At 60.4% G+C, this 17,121-nt stretch carries 15 protein-coding genes; 5 read left to right on the top strand and 10 right to left on the bottom strand.

What is annotated here, in order from left to right; genetic code table 11:
* The first annotated feature begins 34 nt into the window (after positions 1-34).
* On the top strand, positions 35-523 hold the full coding sequence (locus tag JK199_RS10300; RefSeq protein ID WP_244985064.1) for a GNAT family N-acetyltransferase: 489 nt from the start codon (positions 35-37) through the stop codon (positions 521-523).
* A gap of 18 nt (positions 524-541) precedes the next feature.
* On the opposite strand, the gene recA is transcribed toward JK199_RS10300, so the two are convergent.
* Together recA and JK199_RS10290 are read right to left on the bottom strand one after the other, a co-directional pair.
* On the bottom strand, positions 542-1,567 hold the full coding sequence (gene recA / locus JK199_RS10295; RefSeq protein ID WP_237388949.1) for a recombinase RecA: 1,026 nt from the start codon (positions 1,565-1,567) through the stop codon (positions 542-544).
* A gap of 228 nt (positions 1,568-1,795) precedes the next feature.
* The gene (locus tag JK199_RS10290; RefSeq protein ID WP_408742368.1) at positions 1,796-3,199 is read right to left on the bottom strand and encodes a gamma-glutamyltransferase; all 1,404 of its coding nucleotides are present in this window, start codon (positions 3,197-3,199) and stop codon (positions 1,796-1,798) included.
* A 176-nt stretch (positions 3,200-3,375) separates the two neighbouring features.
* Between JK199_RS10290 and JK199_RS10285 the strand changes: the two genes are divergently transcribed.
* Positions 3,376-4,155 (top strand): DsbA family protein, encoded by a 780-nt coding sequence (locus tag JK199_RS10285; protein WP_212375659.1) that lies wholly within the window; start codon positions 3,376-3,378, stop codon positions 4,153-4,155.
* A 69-nt stretch (positions 4,156-4,224) separates the two neighbouring features.
* Here the strand turns inward: JK199_RS10285 and hemA are convergent, their stop codons facing one another.
* On the bottom strand, positions 4,225-5,487 hold the full coding sequence (gene hemA, locus JK199_RS10280; protein ID WP_212375656.1) for a 5-aminolevulinate synthase: 1,263 nt from the start codon (positions 5,485-5,487) through the stop codon (positions 4,225-4,227).
* A 91-nt stretch (positions 5,488-5,578) separates the two neighbouring features.
* A complete protein-coding gene (locus JK199_RS10275) occupies positions 5,579-6,082 on the bottom strand; it encodes a hypothetical protein (RefSeq protein ID WP_237388919.1) in 504 nt (167 codons plus the stop codon).
* Between the two features lie 166 nt (positions 6,083-6,248).
* Between JK199_RS10275 and JK199_RS10270 the strand changes: the two genes are divergently transcribed.
* The 3 genes from JK199_RS10270 to JK199_RS10260 are packed head-to-tail and all read left to right on the top strand — an operon-like array spanning position 6,249 to position 10,499.
* The gene (locus tag JK199_RS10270; RefSeq protein WP_212375653.1) at positions 6,249-8,228 is read left to right on the top strand and encodes a transketolase-like TK C-terminal-containing protein; all 1,980 of its coding nucleotides are present in this window, start codon (positions 6,249-6,251) and stop codon (positions 8,226-8,228) included.
* A 25-nt stretch (positions 8,229-8,253) separates the two neighbouring features.
* Positions 8,254-9,276, top strand: coding sequence for a type I glyceraldehyde-3-phosphate dehydrogenase (gene gap, locus JK199_RS10265; RefSeq protein WP_025828332.1), 1,023 nt, complete (start codon positions 8,254-8,256; stop codon positions 9,274-9,276).
* Positions 9,276-10,499 carry a phosphoglycerate kinase gene (locus JK199_RS10260; protein WP_025828330.1) on the top strand — a complete coding sequence of 408 codons (1,224 nt, stop codon included), beginning with the start codon at positions 9,276-9,278 and terminating at the stop codon, positions 10,497-10,499. The genes gap and JK199_RS10260 overlap by 1 nt, the downstream gene beginning before the upstream one ends.
* A gap of 51 nt (positions 10,500-10,550) precedes the next feature.
* On the opposite strand, the gene JK199_RS10255 is transcribed toward JK199_RS10260, so the two are convergent.
* The 6 genes from JK199_RS10255 to sdhA all read right to left on the bottom strand — a co-directional run bounded on the left by JK199_RS10255 (position 10,551) and on the right by sdhA (position 17,037).
* Positions 10,551-11,513: a DMT family transporter gene (locus tag JK199_RS10255; RefSeq protein ID WP_212375650.1), complete on the bottom strand. Its 963-nt coding sequence runs from the start codon at positions 11,511-11,513 to the stop codon at positions 10,551-10,553.
* Between the two features lie 8 nt (positions 11,514-11,521).
* On the bottom strand, positions 11,522-12,184 hold the full coding sequence (locus JK199_RS10250) for a fused DSP-PTPase phosphatase/NAD kinase-like protein (protein ID WP_212375647.1): 663 nt from the start codon (positions 12,182-12,184) through the stop codon (positions 11,522-11,524).
* Positions 12,185-12,268: 84 nt separating this feature from the next.
* Positions 12,269-12,781 (bottom strand): GNAT family N-acetyltransferase, encoded by a 513-nt coding sequence (locus JK199_RS10245; RefSeq protein ID WP_342356314.1) that lies wholly within the window; start codon positions 12,779-12,781, stop codon positions 12,269-12,271.
* Positions 12,782-12,785: 4 nt separating this feature from the next.
* Positions 12,786-14,186, bottom strand: a complete 1,401-nt coding sequence (locus JK199_RS10240) for a hypothetical protein (protein WP_212375644.1) — start codon at positions 14,184-14,186, stop codon at positions 12,786-12,788.
* Between the two features lie 220 nt (positions 14,187-14,406).
* Positions 14,407-15,189: a succinate dehydrogenase iron-sulfur subunit gene (locus JK199_RS10235; RefSeq protein WP_025828324.1), complete on the bottom strand. Its 783-nt coding sequence runs from the start codon at positions 15,187-15,189 to the stop codon at positions 14,407-14,409.
* Between the two features lie 36 nt (positions 15,190-15,225).
* On the bottom strand, positions 15,226-17,037 hold the full coding sequence (gene sdhA, locus JK199_RS10230; RefSeq protein ID WP_077930779.1) for a succinate dehydrogenase flavoprotein subunit: 1,812 nt from the start codon (positions 17,035-17,037) through the stop codon (positions 15,226-15,228).
* Positions 17,038-17,121: the final 84 nt, after the last annotated feature.

Here is a 17,121-nt window from a genome sequence, read left to right as displayed (position 1 = left end):
GACACATCTCAACGCAGATATCATCTGGCGCCCCATGAGACCAGATGATCTTGCCGCCATCATAACACTCGCGGCACACATCCACCCGGATTATCCGGAAGATGACGATATTTTCAGAGAACGGCTGAGTCTTGCCCCGTCAGGCTGCTTTGTGCTGGCCGATGCCAGCGGGGTGCATGGCTATCTGATAAGCCACCCGTGGGCAGGGCATCTCTCCCCGCGTCTGAACTGCCTTCTGCACCATCTGCCTGCCCAGCCGGAAAGCTGGTATCTGCATGACCTTGCTCTGGCTGAAACCGTAAGGGGGCAGGGGCGCGCCAAAGAGGCCATCCGGCTGGCAGAACACGCTGCCCGAAAGGCAAATCTGCCGGTGCTCAGCCTGACAGCAACCGGGCCAGCCCGCACATTCTGGCTAAAGCAGGGCTTTACGCCAGAAGACATTTCAGAGGCTGAAAAAGCCGTGCTGGCCTCGTATGATCCCGAAGCCAGCTTTTTGTCCCGGCCTGTTTCAGGCTGGGTCTAAACGACTGGAAAGAACCGCTTAGTCTTCCACATGGTGTTCGGGGGCCAGCATCATGGCTTCCGCTACAATACCGGAATGCTCACGCACCTTGCGTTCAATCTCGGCAGCCATTTCAGGATGGTCACGCAGGAACTGCTTGGAGTTTTCACGCCCCTGACCAATCCGCTGGCTGTCATAGGAGAACCATGCGCCGGACTTCTCCACCACACCGGCTTTCACGCCCAGATCAATCAGTTCCCCGACCTTGCTGATGCCTTCACCATACATGATATCGAACTCGACCTGACGGAACGGCGGGGCCATCTTGTTCTTGACCACCTTCACCCGCGTCTGGTTGCCCACCACCTCATCCTTGTCCTTGATGGACCCGATGCGGCGAATATCCAGACGCACGGAGGCGTAGAACTTCAGTGCGTTCCCGCCCGTCGTGGTTTCCGGGTTGCCAAACATCACGCCAATTTTCAGACGGATCTGGTTCAGGAAGATCATCATGGTGTTGGAGCGCGCAACGGAGCCTGTCAGCTTGCGCAGCGCCTGACTCATCAGCCGCGCATGCAGGCCGACATGGCTGTCACCCATATCCCCTTCAAGCTCGGCACGCGGCACAAGGGCCGCCACACTATCCACCACCAGCACATCAATCGCGCCAGAGCGCACCAGTGTGTCCGCAATTTCCAGCGCCTGCTCACCCGCGTCGGGCTGGCTGATCAGCAGATTATCAATATCCACGCCCAGCTTCTTGGCGTAGCCGGGGTCCAGCGCGTGCTCGGCATCAATAAAGGCGCAGGTGCCCCCCCGCTTCTGGGCCTCTGCAATGGCATGCAGCGCCAGCGTGGTTTTACCGGAGCTTTCCGGGCCGTAAATTTCAATCACACGGCCACGCGGCAGGCCGCCAATCCCCAGAGCGATATCCAGCCCCAGAGAGCCGGTAGGAACCACGTCCGCCTGTTCCTTCGGGCGCTGTCCCAGCCGCATGACAGACCCTTTCCCAAAAGCCCGTTCAATCTGCCCGAGCGCGCCTTCAAGAGCTTTTGCCTTATCCATCATTCACCTTTCCTGTGGCCATCGACTACGGCCGGGAGTGCTGCACTGTTTCAAGACGTGCCATAAAAGCCGCGTACCGGGCAATGACCGGGATCACGCCCCGATCCTCGCTCAGGCACCTTAAAAATGATATTTCCGCCTGTTCTTATAGAAACAAAACAAGAACACTTCAAGCCGGAAACAGGCGGCCCGAAGCCGCCTTGCCTCCTGCCGCCAGCGCGACAGACTTTATTTGGTATGGCTGGAAGAGACCGCAAGGCCAGAGCCACGCGGATCGGTCCACCCGAAGCATTTTCCGGAATCGCCCGGCAGCCCCGCAGGGCAGGACACAAAATTGGCGCGCCCCACACCGTCCGTCACAGTCGGGCGCTGCCCGGCAATCGCGGCCCGCAATGCAATGGCTGCCGTATCCGCCGCAACATTCTGGCCAGAAGCCGTCGCCGCAGCGCGGAACTGGCTGGTGCCCTGATGCGCGATAGCCGCCGTCAGCAATGGCAGCGGACGCCGCACGGGGGAGGCCGCCAGCACGATCCCGGTCGAGCCAGCCACACGGCCGGTGCCGAACAGATTGTTCATGGTCAGGCCGCAGCTGACCGTCTCACCCGTCCGGTCCGTCACCACAAAAGATGTGGACGCAGGCAGGGGCGGCAGAGCAGACCCGGAAGGCAGGCTGCCACCCTGCAACAGGGCCTGCGCATCCGCTGCGGTCATCGCGGTCCCTTTGCCGGTCTGACGGGCGCGCCAGCCGGATACAACAGATTCCGCCCGCACGCCGGAATGGCCGTGGTCATCCATCGCGCTATAAGCAGCGGCCGTTCCCAGCCCGCCATCGGCTGGCGGCGGCAGGAAGCTGATATCCAGCCCGCCGGAGCGCAGGGTCAGCGGCTGCTCCGCCACAGGCAGGCTGCTGCGCATATCCGCCGGTGTCAGGCCCGCACCCGCTGCCTGAGATGCCAGCGTAAAGCTCTGCGCCAGAGAGCCATTATACAGGTCCCCCACCCCGGCGATCCGCAGGCGCTCAAGCGCCCCGGCCAGACGCGGCTGCACCATCAGGTCATTCGCGCCCAGAACGGTGCCGTTGCTGTTGGCAAAAATGGCGCGCGTCTTTTCATCCGCCAGCAGCGGCGTCTGCACCGCCGCCAGATCGGACGCCAGAAGACCACCCACCGGCACCCCATCCGTCGCCAGATTACGGGCGGGCACGACCAGATCCGCAAAGTCAACGTGGCCATAGCGCAACTGCATCAGATACAGGCCTCGGGCCAGCATGGGCACGGCTGCCGGGCGGTCAGACTGCGCGGGGGTCTGCCCCGCGCGCGGCAGGAAAACAAAGGCCTGCCCCTGCGCATCCCCCGGACGCCAGGCCAGACAGGCGCCACCTGCCCCCAGCGAGGCACGGGAGGGCAGGGTGACGGACAAGGCCAGCCCCAGAGCCGCCGCGGCATCCGCCGCGTTACCGCCTTGCGCCAGCACATCCCGCGCGACCAGAGCCGCCTGCGGTTCATCCGCAACAACTTCCCCCACAAACCCCGTCAGGGCAGGGTGAGACTGCCGGGCCGGGCTATCATCCGCAAAAATGCTACAGGCTGTCAGGGGGATGGTGAGGGAACAGGCCATCAGTAGCGACGCCATCCGGGCTGAACAGGTCTTCATGAAATGCTCGGGCACGCCTTGATGTCTCCATTGCTCTGGTCTGCCCGCATGCCGGGCGTCTGAAACTCTGTTCTGGATTACCGCTGTTCCGGGCATGCAGCAACACACACGCGGCATTTCCATCCCAGCGGTTCTGCTTTACACATAAAGACACGATGAAAAAGCTGATAACCTTTTCTTTCAGGCGCGCCGCTCTGGCCGGAGCCGCAAGCCTCCTCCTGCTCTGCGGCAGTGCGGTTTCCGCACAGGCGGCGGACAGCAGCTTCAGCCCCGCACAGCGTGCTGAAATTGTTGAAATCCTGCGGAATGCGCTCAGGACGGACCCTTCCATCCTGTCAGACGCCATCAGCTCCCTACAGGCGCAGGCGTCCGCCAGAAAAGCCTCGTCCGCGCTGGAGACGGTGCGCCGGAACAGGGCGCAGTATGGCCAGAGCACGACGGATGTTGTGCTGGGCAATAAATCCGGCAAGCTGGAAGTGGTCGAATTTTATGACCCCCGTTGCCAGTATTGCCGCAAGGTGCTGGGCGATGTGGACCATCTGCTCGGCTCCGAGCCTGACCTCCGGCTGGTTTTAAAAGTCATTCCCGTGCTCGGGCCTAACAGCGTGATGGATGCACAGGCCATTATGGCCGCAGGGCTTCAGGGCAAATATGTCCCGTTCCAGAAAGCTCTGATGACGGATTCCTCCGCCCCCTCCGCCGAGCGGATCCATCGTATTGCTGAAAATCTCGGGCTGGATGCTGACCGCCTGCAGAAAGACATGAAAAGCCCGGCCGTGACGGCAGCACTAAGCAAAAATGTCGAACTGGCAAAAGCGATTGATCTGGAAGGCACGCCGACCTTCATTATTGGCAACCGTGAAATTATTCCCGGCGCTGCGTCTGAGAGTGACCTGAAAGCCGCCCTCGACCGGTTGCGTAAAGCAACACACTAAGCCCTCTGGCCTGCCCCGGACTCTGTGAGCCGGGGGCAGGCAGAATGAGGCTTTTATACCCTCAGCGTTTCAGGCGGCATCTTCCGTCTGGCGGGCAGGCATAATGCCTTCTTCCCGCAGCAGACTCGCCAGAGCGCGCACCATCTCATCCATCATCTCATCCGTATGGAACGGCCCCGGCGTCAGGCGTAGGCGCTCCGTGCCCTGCGGCACCGTGGGGTAATTGATGGGGGTGGCATACTGCCCGTATTCGACCAGCAGACGGCGGCTGATCCGCTTGCAGCGTTCCGCATCGCCCACCGGAATCGGCACAATATGGCTGGGTGTCATGGTAAAGGGCACCCCGGCAGCCCGCAGACGGGCGCGGAAGGTGTTCACCCGCTCAAACATTTTCTCACGCCGCCAGTTTTCAGCCCGCACCTTACGTACGCTGGTCAGCGCTGCCCCCACAACTGAGGGAGGCAGGGCGGTGGTAAAAATGAAGCCTGATGCGGTGGAGCGCAGGAAATCCGCAATCTCGGCCGAGGCCGTGATGTAGCCCCCATGCACACCAAAGCCCTTGGCCAGTGTGCCTTCAATAATATCCACCTGATCCGCCACGCCATCCCGCTGGGAGATCCCGCCGCCTTCCTCGCCATACAGGCCAACGGCGTGCACTTCATCCAGATAGGTCAGGGCGTTATATTTCCGGGCCAGCGCGCAGATTCCGGCAATGTCGGACACATCCCCGTCCATGGAATAGACGCTTTCAAACGCGATCAGCTTGGGGGCGTCCGCAGGCGCTTCGGCCAGCTTTGCCTCAAGGTCCTTCAAGTCATTATGTTCAAAAATAACCGTCTGGGAGCCGCGCGCGCCCTTGATGCCCGCAATCATGGAGGCATGGTTCAGGCGGTCTGAAAAACAGATCCAGCCGGGCATGGAGGTCAGAATAGTCTGGAGGCTGGCCTGATTGGACACATAGCCGGAGCCAAACAGCAGACCGGCTTCCTTGCCATGCAGGCCGGCCAGTTCAGCTTCCAGCGCGGTATGCAGCGGGCTGGTTCCGGCAATATTGCGGGTGCCACCGGCCCCGGCACCGTGCTCACGGATGGCCGCAATCGCGGCCTCCTGCACTTCCGGCACCACGCCCATGCCCAGATAATCATTGGTGGACCAGACAATCACTTCCCGGCCTTCCGGCAGGGCTGGCAGCTCTTCCTCATATAGAGGGAAACGGTCTGCAAGGCGTGCCAGCGGGGTAAATGTGCGGTAACGCCCCTGCTGCCTGATCGCATTCAACGCCGTATGGCAGTGCTCATAAAACGGATGCCGGGCGTTTTTGATTGATCCCACGCTTCTACTCTCCTCGCGTCGTCAGAAACGGTCGGGGCTCGGCGCAGGGCCCGTCGGCCGTCTGGCCGGTCTTCACATAAACTTGTCAGGGTTACTTCACATACACCCTGATAACGGACTTCGTCACGGTCGAATCCGGCATAGCGGCCATTTCCACCTGTGCGGGAGAGGCCCCATCCTTGATAATGGCCTGCGTTACGGCCTGCCCGTCACCCTGCACAAGCTGGACCAGCGCCTGCTGGTCTGTCGCGGAATCCGCGCCCGGTGGCACCAGACACTGCACCACAAACAGAATGTCAGGCTTGCTCGCCAGCGCCTTATGCACAATCTGCTCCACCGGCCCGCTCCATTCTTTTGGAGACGTTCCCGCGACAAGCTCGATCAGCGGCGGCACCGGCGGCGGACCGGGCGGGGCGGGCGGAATATAGGGCACAGGCGGTTTGCCTGCTCGCGCATTGAAGGTTTTCTGGTCCACCAGCTTGCACCCGCTCAGGCACAGCGCAACACCTGCCACAAGCGCCACCCGGAAAAACGGCCCCTTTTCTGTAAAGCGGGAAACAGACAGCATAACGGGCAGAACTCCGGTGTCAGACAAGGGGGGACTCTTCCAGTCCTCTATTCGCGCTCCTTTGCGGCGGACGCAAGGTAAAGCCTCTTATCCGGGCCGCAAAACTTGCTCTCCTCCCCGCCCGGCTTTATTGAGCAGGGCACGATCAGGAAGACCTGTCGTGAGGACAGGCCCGTTACGGCAAGGCAGGCGAATGGCAGCAGCCCTTTCGACAGACCCGACCGACCTGCGGGAAGAGACCCAGCTTTCCGCCCAGCAAAGCGCCGTGGCCAGAATGAGCCGCGCCGCGCGCCTGCTGCTGAATGCGGAACACCTGCCGCCCCACGCCCGCACCTTGCTGAACCGGATGTGCCTGCCCGTAACCGCCCTATGGTGCCGCGTGCTACGGTTTGACCCCAGCGCCCCCGACTGGCCGGACCGGGACCGGTTTGTCGTCCCCTCCACCACCATGCTGCCCCTGCTGCGCGCCATGCTGCGCCTGACCGGCCCGGCAACAGAGGCCGCCCTCCCGCTGGAATATGGCCGCCACCCTGCGGTGGAAGTTGCACCGGGGCTGGCAGGGCAGGGCGTCGCCGCCGCCGTGGGCATGGCCTTTGCGGAACAGACGCTGGCGCGCCGCTTTGGCCGCTCTCTGGTCAACCACCGCACATGGGTCGTTGCGCAGGATACGGACCTTGCAACGGGTGTGGCGATGGAAGCCGCCCAGCTTGCCGGGCGCTTCGGGCTGGACAGGCTGGCCGTTCTCGTCACACCCCCCGCAGGCCCTGATAATGGAGACTTTGCCGATTCGCTGACCCGCTTCAGCGCCTCCGGCTGGACCGTACGTAAGGTGGATGCTGGCAATGCCGCTGCCATCAGTTCCGCGCTGGCCGCTACTCTCCGGGCGCGCAAACCAACGCTGATCGCCTGCCTGCCCTCCGCCCCCGGTCATGCTCTGGCCGAGCCCCACCTCCCTCCGGAAGAAGAGCTGACCGGCCCATGGAGCCCCACCGCCCGGCGCGGTGCCACCACACGCCGCTCCTGGTTGCGCCGCTTTGCGCGCCACCGCCTGCGCACAGCCTTTGAGCGGGAGATACAGGGCCAGCGCCCGGCGCTGTTTGAGGAAGACTGGCACCGCGCCTGCCACTGGCAGATGCAGAGCGCGGAAGGACACGCCACACAGGATGCTGGCCTTGCGGGACTGCGCGCTCTTTCTGAACTGCTACCGGAACTGGTCTGCCTGACTGCGGCCTCGGCCTATCGGCTTGATCTGGCCGCACCCGTTGCCCTGCCCGCCACACAGCAGGCCCGTGCGCGGCTGCTCCCGGCTGAGCAGTCCTGCAGCATTCAGGATCACGGCATGGCTGGCATGCTAAATGGTATTGCCTTGCATGGCGGCCTGCTGCCCTGCTGTGCCGCCAGCATGATGACGGTGGACCGCATGCGTTCCGCCCTGCGCATGGCCGCTCTCATGCGCCGCAAAGTGCTGTATCTGCTGACAGGGGACGGGCTGGCGCTGGGGGATGGCGGCGGCGGCTGGCAGCCTGTGGAGCAACTCGCCAGCCTGCGCGCCATGCCGCATCTGGCCGTTTTCCGCCCGTGTGACGTGCGGGAGACCACCGCCTGCTGGGAGGCCGCCCTTACATGGCAGGGCGGCCCGGCCATGCTGCTGCTCTGCCCGTATGAAAACCAGCACGGGCCGCTCCCTGCTCCCGCCTTCGGCACTCCCTCCCGCGGGGGGTATGTGGTGAAGCAGGAAGAGATGCGGCAGGTCACGCTGATTGCCTCCGGCCCGGAGGTTGCCATTGCGCTGAAAGCGTCGCACCATCTTGCCCGGCAGGATATCCGGGCCACCGTGGTTTCCATCCCGTGCTGGGAGCTGTTTGCTGAACAGCCCGCCAGCTACCGCAAAACCGTGCTGGGCGCCTCTGGCCTGCGCGTGGGGATTGAGGCCGCTTCCGGCTTTGGCTGGGAACGCTGGCTTGGTGAAGAAGGAGTTTTTGTTGGCATGGATGATTTCGGCACGTCCGCCCCGGCCAACGCATTGTATGAACGTTTCGGCATTACTGTTGAGGCGATCTGTGAGAAGGTGCGGGCGCATCTTCTTACCTCAGGCGCTGAGCGGGGGTCTTCCCTGCGCACGCCGGACCAGCCCCGGACCCGCGTTCGGGGACCGTTAACGACAAGACCATAGAATAAAAAAACGGAGCTTAAAAAACATGGCAGTCAAAATTGCGATCAACGGATTCGGGCGTATTGGCCGGCTTGTTCTGCGTGGTATTATTGAAAGCGGGCGCACGGATGTTGTGCCGGTCGCCATTAACGATCTGGGCAGCGTGTCTGATAACGCTCACCTGCTGAGCTATGACAGCGTGCACGGTCGCCTGCCGGCTGACGTCAAGGTTGATGGCAACAAGCTGATCATCACAGCACATGGCCGCACATGGGACCCGATTACCGTCTCCGCCGAGCGTGACCCTTCCAAGGTGCCGTTTCAGGGCGTGGATGTGGCCATGGAATGTACGGGCCTGTTCACCTCCAAGGAAAAAGCCGGTCAGCTTCTGGCCGCTGGCGCCCGCAAGGTGATTATTTCCGCTCCGGGCACAGACGCGGATGCCACCATCGTCTACGGCGTGAACCAGAACGTGCTGACGCCGGACATGACGGTCATCTCCAACGCCTCCTGCACCACCAACTGTCTGGCTCCTGTGGCCAAGGTGCTGGAAGATACGTTCGGGATTGAACGGGGCTACATGGTCACCATCCATTCCTACACAGGGGATCAGCGCACGGTAGACACCCTGCATAAAGACCTGCGCCGCGCCCGCGCTGCCGCGCTGAACATGATCCCGACCTCCACGGGCGCTGCCCGCGCCGTTGGTCTGGTTCTGCCGCAGCTTAAAGGCAAGCTGGATGGCACCGCCATTCGCGTCCCGACAGCCAACGTCTCCCTCGTCTCACTTGATTTCGTGCCGAAAAAAGTGCCGGGCTCTGTGGAAGAGGTCAACGCCGCCATCAAGGCTGCCGCGTCCGAAGGACCGCTGAAAGGCATTCTGGCCTATTCCGACGCGCCGCTGGTCAGCTCCGATTTCAACCACACGCTGGCATCCTCCAGCTTTGATGCAACCCAGACCACGCTGGTTGATGGTGGCAAGCTGGTCCGTATCTGCTCCTGGTATGATAATGAATGGGGCTTCTCCAACCGCATGTCCGATACTGCGGCCCTGTTCGGTTCACTCTGATGGCCATCCTCCCCTTCAACACGCTGGATAAGCTTGACCCGCAGGGCAAGCGTATCCTGCTGAGAGCCGATCTGAACGTCCCGATGCAGGACGGAAAGATTTCGGACATGACGCGCATTGAGCGCATTGTGCCCACCATCCGGGAACTGGCGGACAAAGGCGGGCGCGTGATTGTGCTCAGCCATTTTGACCGCCCGAAGGGCAAGGTTGTGCCCGGCCTGTCTCTGGAACCCATGGCTACGGCTCTGGCCACAGCGCTAGGCAAGCCTGTCAGCTTTATGCATGACTGCATCGGCCCGCAGGCGGAAACCGCAGCACGCTCCCTGAAAGACGGGGAAGTGCTGCTGCTGGAAAACACCCGCTTCTACCCCGGTGAGGAAACCAACGCACCGGATCTGGCGGCTGAACTGGCAAAGCTGGGGGATGTGTATGTGAATGATGCGTTCTCCGCAGCGCACCGTGCCCATGCCTCCACCGCCGGTGTGGCCGAACATCTGCCATCTTTTGCCGGGCGGCTGATGGAAGCGGAACTCTCTGCTCTGGATGCGGCGCTGGAAAACCCCGAGCATCCGGTTGGCGCCATTGTTGGCGGCGCGAAAGTGTCCACCAAGCTTGCGCTGCTGGAAAACATGCTGGAACGCGTGGATGTTCTGGTGGTCGGCGGGGCTATGGCCAATACCTTCCTCGCGGCGAAAGGCTTCAAGGTCGGCAAATCTCTCAAAGAAGACGATATGCTCGACACCGCCCGGCAGATTATCGCCAAGGCGCAGGAAAAGAACTGCGATCTGGTTCTGCCAGTAGATGTTGTCCTTTCTGAAGACTTCATGGCCGGTGCTCCCACGCTGGTTGCACCGGTTGCGGAAATTCCGGATGGCTGGATGGCACTGGATGTGGGGCCGGAGACGGTCAAACTGCTGAAAGCCAAACTGGCTGGCCTGAAAACGCTGGTGTGGAACGGCCCTCTGGGCGTGTTTGAACTGCCACCGTTTGATGAAGGCACCAATGCCGTCGCACAGGAAGCCGCTCGTCTGACCAAGGCAGGCAGCCTGAAGACCATTGCCGGGGGCGGGGATACTGTGTCCGCTCTGCGTCACGCCGGTGTGCTGGAAGACATGACGTATGTTTCCACCGCAGGCGGTGCGTTTCTGGAATGGCTGGAAGGCAAGGTTCTGCCGGGCCTGACCGCACTCAGCACAACGCTGGAACGGACGATTCCGATCTAAAAAACCCCTTCCTTTTCAGGATGGTTTTAGAAAAACAGGAAACGCCGGGGGTCAGACCTCCGGCGTTTTTTGTAACTGCGAAGCAGGCTGCTTCTGACCGGGCCTGACACGGCCCAGCGTATTCATCAGCGCCACACCGGCCAGAATAATGGCTCCGCCTAGCAGCATCCGCCAGTCGGGTACTTCCGCCGTGATCAGAAACGCCAGCAATAATGTTGTGGGGGCCAGCAGATAGATAAAGCCGGAGGAGCGGGCAACGCCAATCCTGCCCACCACATGCGCCCAGGCCCCGTAGCCCAGAATGGCGGGAAAGACAGCAAGCTGCACAACCAGAAGCCAGCCGGACACGGGTGCCGCCTGTAAGCTGCTCAACGCCTGCGGAAGCCATGGGGTAAGCAGCACAGCGCCAATAATCAGCACGTAAGCCGTTGTCGCCAAAGCGCCATATACTGCCACAAGTTTTTTCTGGACGGCATTATAAACCGCGGCGGAAAACGCCGCCCCCAGCACATCCGCGGCACCGGAGCCAAATGTCAGGCCGCCCGGCTGCCCCTGCGCAACCAGTATCACACCCCCAAAACTGATCAGGGAGCCGACCCAGCCCCAGACAGACAGCCGCTCCCCCATTATGCCCACCGCAAGAAGTGCCGCAATGAGAGGTGAAAAGCTAATGAGCAGACTGGCCGCCCCGGCGGAGACGGTCTGCTCCCCCACATTGAAGAGGATATTATAAAGGGAAATGCCAATCGCGCCGCACACAGCAAAGCGCGGCAAATCCTGCACACGCGGCAACCGGGGGCGCGTCCAGCCAACCCATATCAGCGCCAGAAGTGCGGCCAGCGCGTACCGCGCTGCAGCCAGAGGAATGGGGGGCAAAAACTGCAACGCCAGCCGCACCACAGGGTAAGAACTGGCCCACGATAAAATTGCCAGCGCCGCAGCAAAAATAGGCACCGGCGGGTGGGATGCAGGCAGGGTGTCAGCCGGTGTTCCCGGCGCAGACTGTGCATCCATGCTCTTTTTTACTCTCTGCGTAAAACCTGATCTGTCATGAAAGAAGCAATTTTTCCGGCCACAAAATCGCGCTTCAGAGCCGTTTCATCATACTCATCACGCACCCAGTCCAGAAACGGAATACGCCCTTCGGCTTCGGCCTGATACCGCAGGAAAAATGCATCCAGAATCCCTGTGCGGGACTGGCGGAAATGCCCGAACCGCCAGGACAGCTCCTTTAGCGCCCGCTCCGCCGTGCCGCCTTCAAACAGGATCACCAGCCCGGATGCCAGCCCGGCACGGTCCGCGCCGGATTTGCAATGCATCAGCATCGGGAACGCAATCTGCTGATACAGGCCTGCAAAACGCAAAATGCGGTCCCGGTGCGGTGCGCCCCGGCTTTCAAACGCCATATCCACATGGGCCAGCCCCAGTCTGGCCGCCGCAGTGCGGGACAGCGCATCGGACCCGCACTTCCGGTGGCCGCGCAGATTTACAAGCGTACGCAGCTTAAACCGCCGCATGGCCCATTTCAGGCGCGCCGGGGTGGGGTGATTACAGCGGTACACCTTACCCGGCACCACGGCGTGAAAGTTTGTCCAGACCAGCCGGAAAATAGCGTGGTCCACAAACAAACTGTCGGTCCATGCCCGCGTACGACCGGCAAGGGAGGAAAGATGGCCGTCAAACACGAACTACACTGCTCCGTTCCATGGAAAGGACTGGTGTCTCACCCTGCTCCTTCAGCGTCAATCTTTTCAACCCCCGGTCGTCCTTCAGGGGTTAGGCCGCGCATCCAGCTTCAGGCAAAAAAATGTCAGGTCCAGCCAGCGGCCAAATTTGCAGCCAACCTCTTTCATCACCCCCGTCGCTTCAAACCCGAACTGCCTGTGCAGCGCGGCAGAGCCAGTATTGGCGGCATCAATCCCCGCCACCATGACATGCTTCCCCTGCGCACGCGCCTGCTCAATCAGGGCATGCATCAGCAACTGCCCGACACCCTGCCGCTGGCACTCCGGATGCACATAGACGGAATGTTCCACCGTCTGCCGGTATCCATCCCACGCGCGCCAGGGGCCAAAGGTCGCATAGCCCGCCACCAGCCCGTCCGCAGAGACAGCCACCAGAACCGGATACCCCGCCTGCTGGCGCTCCCGTAGCCATGCCAGACGGTTTGCATCATCCACCACCTGATCATTCCAGATGGCTGTGGTGTGCAGAACCGCATGGTTATAAATGGTGGTAATCCGCGGGATATCCGCCGGACAGGCGTCACGAACCCTCATCATCTTTCTATTCCCGAAATCTGTAGAGTGAAAAAGAGAATTTATTCGGTCCGCTTTTATGTCTGTGCGAAATATTCACAGCATAAACCTGCTCATAATGGTCCTGAAGCCACTGGCAGACCGGCGCTTCCACCACATGCCGCGCACACCCAGCGTAGGGGGCTATAACAAAACGGGGATGCTGCCGGAGGTCCTGCATATAACGCATCCATGCGTGATCACCGAACAGAATATCGATATGCGTGCTGAACAGATACACATCGAACGGTTTTAGATCAGAACGATAAAAAACCGCGTGGTAAGTGCGAATATTCAGAACCGACGCATCCCCGACCAGCCGCGCCACCTCGGCATAATCCACATGCGCCATGTCCCGCGCGATATTGAAATTCTTTTTCGTCTCAAGCCCCACACAGACCAAAGAGAGCCCCAACAGAGGCATCAAAGACAGAGTGGAAGGGCGTGCCCCCTCTTTCCACAGAATAGCGAGCATGAGCACAACCGGGGCAAAACACAGCGTAAAATAATGGTCAAAAGCATGCCCTGAGAGCAACGTCGCCGGAAATGAGGACAGGAACCAGACTGGCAGGATCAGGGGGCGGCGGGTCGCCTCCTGCCGCAGGCCGGGTGGAAAGCGCCTGACCCACGCCACCAGCACCGGGGCCATCAGAACACCGTAAAAAACCATGCGCAGAACGCCCGGTATGCGTTCCGATACCGCAACACCATAGTGGCGCAGAAACTCAAACTGCATGGAAAAATATGCCTGCAACGCGCTATGTCCGGCAAAACCATACGGCGCAAACAGCACCCCAAAGCCTGCCAGAACTCCCAGCCCTGCCAGCATGCAGCGGGAAAGCCGGAACCATCCGGGAGAGAGCAGTATCAGCGCCACAGGCCCAACAAGGCACACAGCCGCCAGATAATTGATTGAAACCGTAAAAGCCGCGACACATCCAGCCAGAAAGAACAGGGCTGAGGCGTCTGTCTCAATACCCCTGAGCAGGGCCGCAAGACACACTGCTTGCCCCGTTACCACAACAAGTTCTGTATTGCCTGACAGCACATCAAAAAGAGCGCCACAGACACTAAAAAGAGCAAAGGCGGTTATCCGGCTGAATGACCCGAATGTACGGCCAAGGGCGACAAAAACCCCGATCAGAAACCCTGCCAGAAGTGTAAATTTGCCCGGATAAAAAGGAACAATCCGGTCCCACACCCCATAGAACAGGTAAGCACCCAAGGGTTTGTGATCAAAAGCATACTGGTAGGGCAGGGCGTGGTCCCGCAGCAGGCCGCGCCCGACGATGGCGTAATAGGCAGGATCTCCATCCGAGAACGGAATGATGGCGTAACTCAGCACATAGAGCACAACGCCGCAAAACAGCAGGACCTGTAGCCCGCGCAAGCCGACTCCGGAGAATATCCGCTTTGAGAACAACAGATTTTTCCTGTCTTCTCGCCTTTGCACACCCCTATCCTCTGCACTGTCTGACGGGCTGCAAGACTATGCCTGTCTTATCAAAAAAACAAAAACCCGGTGCGCCTGCATGACGCACCGGGTTTCCGTATTTTTCACTCAAACCTTACAGATCAGAGAGGCTGACCTGCCCGGAAAACCGTGTCTCTCAGGCTTTCCGTTCAATCTGCAATTCTTTAATCCGGCCAATCGCCTTGGCAGGATTAAGCCCTTTGGGGCAGGTCTGCGTGCAGTTCATAATAGTCCGGCAGGCATAGAGCTTGAACGTATCTTCCAGATCATCCAGCCGGTTTCCGGTATGTTCATCACGGCTGTCTGCAATCCAGCGATACGCTGCCAGCAGCACTGCCGGACCAAGATACTTGTCCCCGTTCCACCAGTAGGAGGGGCAGGACGTGGTGCAGCAGAAGCACAGAATGCATTCCCACATACCGTCCAGCTTGGCGCGCTCTTCAATGCTCTGCTTGCGCTCGGCATCTGGCGGCGGTGCGCTGTCTGACTGCAACCACGGGCTGATGGAACGCAACTGCGCATAAGCCCCATCAAGGTTGGACACCAGATCCTTGACAATCGGCATATGCGGCAACGGATAGATGCGCACATCACCCTTGATGTCCTTGATCGGCTTCAGGCACGCCAGCGTGTTTTCACCGTCAATATTCATCGCGCAGGAGCCGCAAATCCCTTCGCGGCAGGATCTGCGGAATGTCAGCGTGGGGTCCACATCGTTCTTGATGTGGATAATGGCATCCAGCACCATCGGCCCGATGGTATCCAGATCCACTTCATAGGAATCCACAACCGGATTTTTATCATCATCCGGCGTCCAGCGATAAACCCTGAACGTTCTGACATTTTTAGCGCCAGCCGGTGCGGGATAGGTTTTGCCTTTCCCGATCTCGCTGTTGCGCGGCAGTCTGAGTTCGACCATGTTCGCCTCCCTTTTTCGCCCGTTCTACCCGTCGGCTCAGTAAACGCGCTCTTTGGGTGGGAAGACCTTCACGTCATCCGTCAGGGTCTTCAGATGCACCGGACGGTAGGTCAGCTTCACGCCGCCTTTCTCATCCAGCCAGGAAACGGAGTGCTTCATCCACTCCTTGTCGTCACGTTTGGGGAAATCATCCCGCGCATGCGCGCCACGGCTTTCATGCCGGGCCAGCCCGCTTTCCAGCGTGACTGTTGCATTGGCCAGAAGATTTTCAAATTCCAGCGCTTCCATCAGGTCACTGTTCCAGATCAGTGAGGAATCAGAGACGGAAATATCCCCAAGGTCAGCCCAGATCTGGTGAATTTTATCAACACCTTCCTGCAGACTTTCCTCAGTGCGGAAAACGGCTGCGTGGGCCTGCATGTCGCGCTGCAAACGGTCACGCATAGCAGAAACTTTCGTGCCGCCCTTGGCGTAACGCAGCTTGTCCAGACGGTCGAGCGCGGCATCCCCGGCACCCGGCGGCAGCGGCTTGATAAAGTCGGTCGGTTTGACAATTTCCGCCGCGCGTTTGGCCGCAGCACGCCCAAACACAATCAGATCCAGCAGCGAGTTGGTGCCCAGACGGTTTGCACCATGCACGGATACACACGCGGCCTCACCCACAGCCATCAGACCGGGCACAACCGCATCCGGGTCTTTCTCTGTCGGACGAACAACTTCACCGTGAATATTGGTCGGAATCCCGCCCATATTGTAATGCACCGTCGGCAGAACCGGCACAGGTTCCTTGGTGACATCCACACCGGCAAAAATACGCGCTGTTTCAAGAATACCCGGCAGACGCTGGTGCAGAAGGTCTGACCCAAGATGCTCAAGATGCATCATGATATGGTCTTTCTTCGGCCCGCAGCCACGGCCTTCCTTGATCTCGATCGTCATGGCGCGGGAGACCACATCGCGCGAGGCAAGATCTTTTGCCGTCGGCGCATACCGCTCCATAAAGCGTTCGCCTTCGGAGTTGGTCAGATACCCGCCTTCACCACGGCAGCCTTCCGTCAGCAGGCAGCCCGCGGGATAAATCCCTGTCGGGTGGAACTGCACAAATTCCATATCCTGCGTCGGCAGACCCGCCCGCATGGCCATGGCATTGCCATCACCCGTGCAGGTATGGGCGGAAGTGCAGGACTGATAGGCGCGGCCATAGCCGCCCGTTGCCAGCACCACCATTTTGGCGTTGAAGCGATGGATCGTGCCGTCATCCTGACACCAGGCCATCACACCACGACAGGCGCCATCTTCATCCATAATCAGATCAATGGCGAAATATTCGACAAAGAATTCAACATTATGTTTCAGGCACTGCTGATACAGCGTATGCAGAATGGCATGGCCCGTACGGTCAGCGGCGGCGCAGGCACGCGGCACAGGGGCCTTGCCGTAGTCGCTCATATGGCCACCAAACGGACGCTGGTAGATCTTGCCATCTTCCGTGCGGGAGAACGGCACACCAAAATGTTCCAGTTCCTGCACGGCGGGCACAGCCTCGCGGCACATATATTCAATGGCGTCCTGATCGCCCAGCCAGTCAGACCCCTTCACGGTGTCATACATGTGCCAGCGCCAGTTATCCTCGGCCATGTTCCCCAAAGACGCCCCGATGCCGCCCTGAGCGGCCACCGTGTGGCTCCGTGTGGGGAAAACCTTGGTCACGCAGGCAGTTTTGAGGCCTGCGGCCCCCATGCCCAGCGTGGCGCGCAGGCCGGAACCGCCTGCTCCAACAACCACGACATCATAAGCGTGATCGACAATCCGGTAAGCTCCCCGGGACGGAGAGGTATTGGCATTCATCGTGACGGCGCTCCCATGTGCGTTCGGCCTGTCATGTCTTCAGATTGCGTGCCGCCGCGACATGTGGCGCAAACAGGCGGCACC

Origin of the sequence: Acetobacter persici (assembly GCF_018256955.1) — a bacterium.
Taxonomy (GTDB): domain Bacteria; phylum Pseudomonadota; class Alphaproteobacteria; order Acetobacterales; family Acetobacteraceae; genus Acetobacter; species Acetobacter persici.
Note: the sequence above shows the minus strand (reverse complement) of the source record. Positions and strands in the feature narration are given on the sequence as shown.

Bases quoted from the DNA above. Each gene is read 5' to 3' on its own strand.
- sdhA (WP_077930779.1), bottom strand. From the start codon at position 17,037: ATGAATGCCAATACCTCTCCGTCCCGGGGAGCTTACCGGATTGTCGAT.
- recA (WP_237388949.1), bottom strand. From the start codon at position 1,567: ATGGATAAGGCAAAAGCTCTTGAAGGCGCGCTCGGGCAGATTGAACGG.
- JK199_RS10270 (WP_212375653.1), top strand. From the start codon at position 6,249: ATGGCAGCAGCCCTTTCGACAGACCCGACCGACCTGCGGGAAGAGACC.
- JK199_RS10285 (WP_212375659.1), top strand. From the start codon at position 3,376: ATGAAAAAGCTGATAACCTTTTCTTTCAGGCGCGCCGCTCTGGCCGGA.
- JK199_RS10260 (WP_025828330.1), top strand. From the start codon at position 9,276: ATGGCCATCCTCCCCTTCAACACGCTGGATAAGCTTGACCCGCAGGGC.
- JK199_RS10300 (WP_244985064.1), top strand. From the start codon at position 35: ATGAGACCAGATGATCTTGCCGCCATCATAACACTCGCGGCACACATC.
- JK199_RS10290 (WP_408742368.1), bottom strand. From the start codon at position 3,199: ATGGCGTCGCTACTGATGGCCTGTTCCCTCACCATCCCCCTGACAGCC.
- JK199_RS10235 (WP_025828324.1), bottom strand. From the start codon at position 15,189: ATGGTCGAACTCAGACTGCCGCGCAACAGCGAGATCGGGAAAGGCAAA.
- JK199_RS10245 (WP_342356314.1), bottom strand. From the start codon at position 12,781: ATGATGAGGGTTCGTGACGCCTGTCCGGCGGATATCCCGCGGATTACC.
- JK199_RS10255 (WP_212375650.1), bottom strand. From the start codon at position 11,513: ATGGATGCACAGTCTGCGCCGGGAACACCGGCTGACACCCTGCCTGCA.
- gap (WP_025828332.1), top strand. From the start codon at position 8,254: ATGGCAGTCAAAATTGCGATCAACGGATTCGGGCGTATTGGCCGGCTT.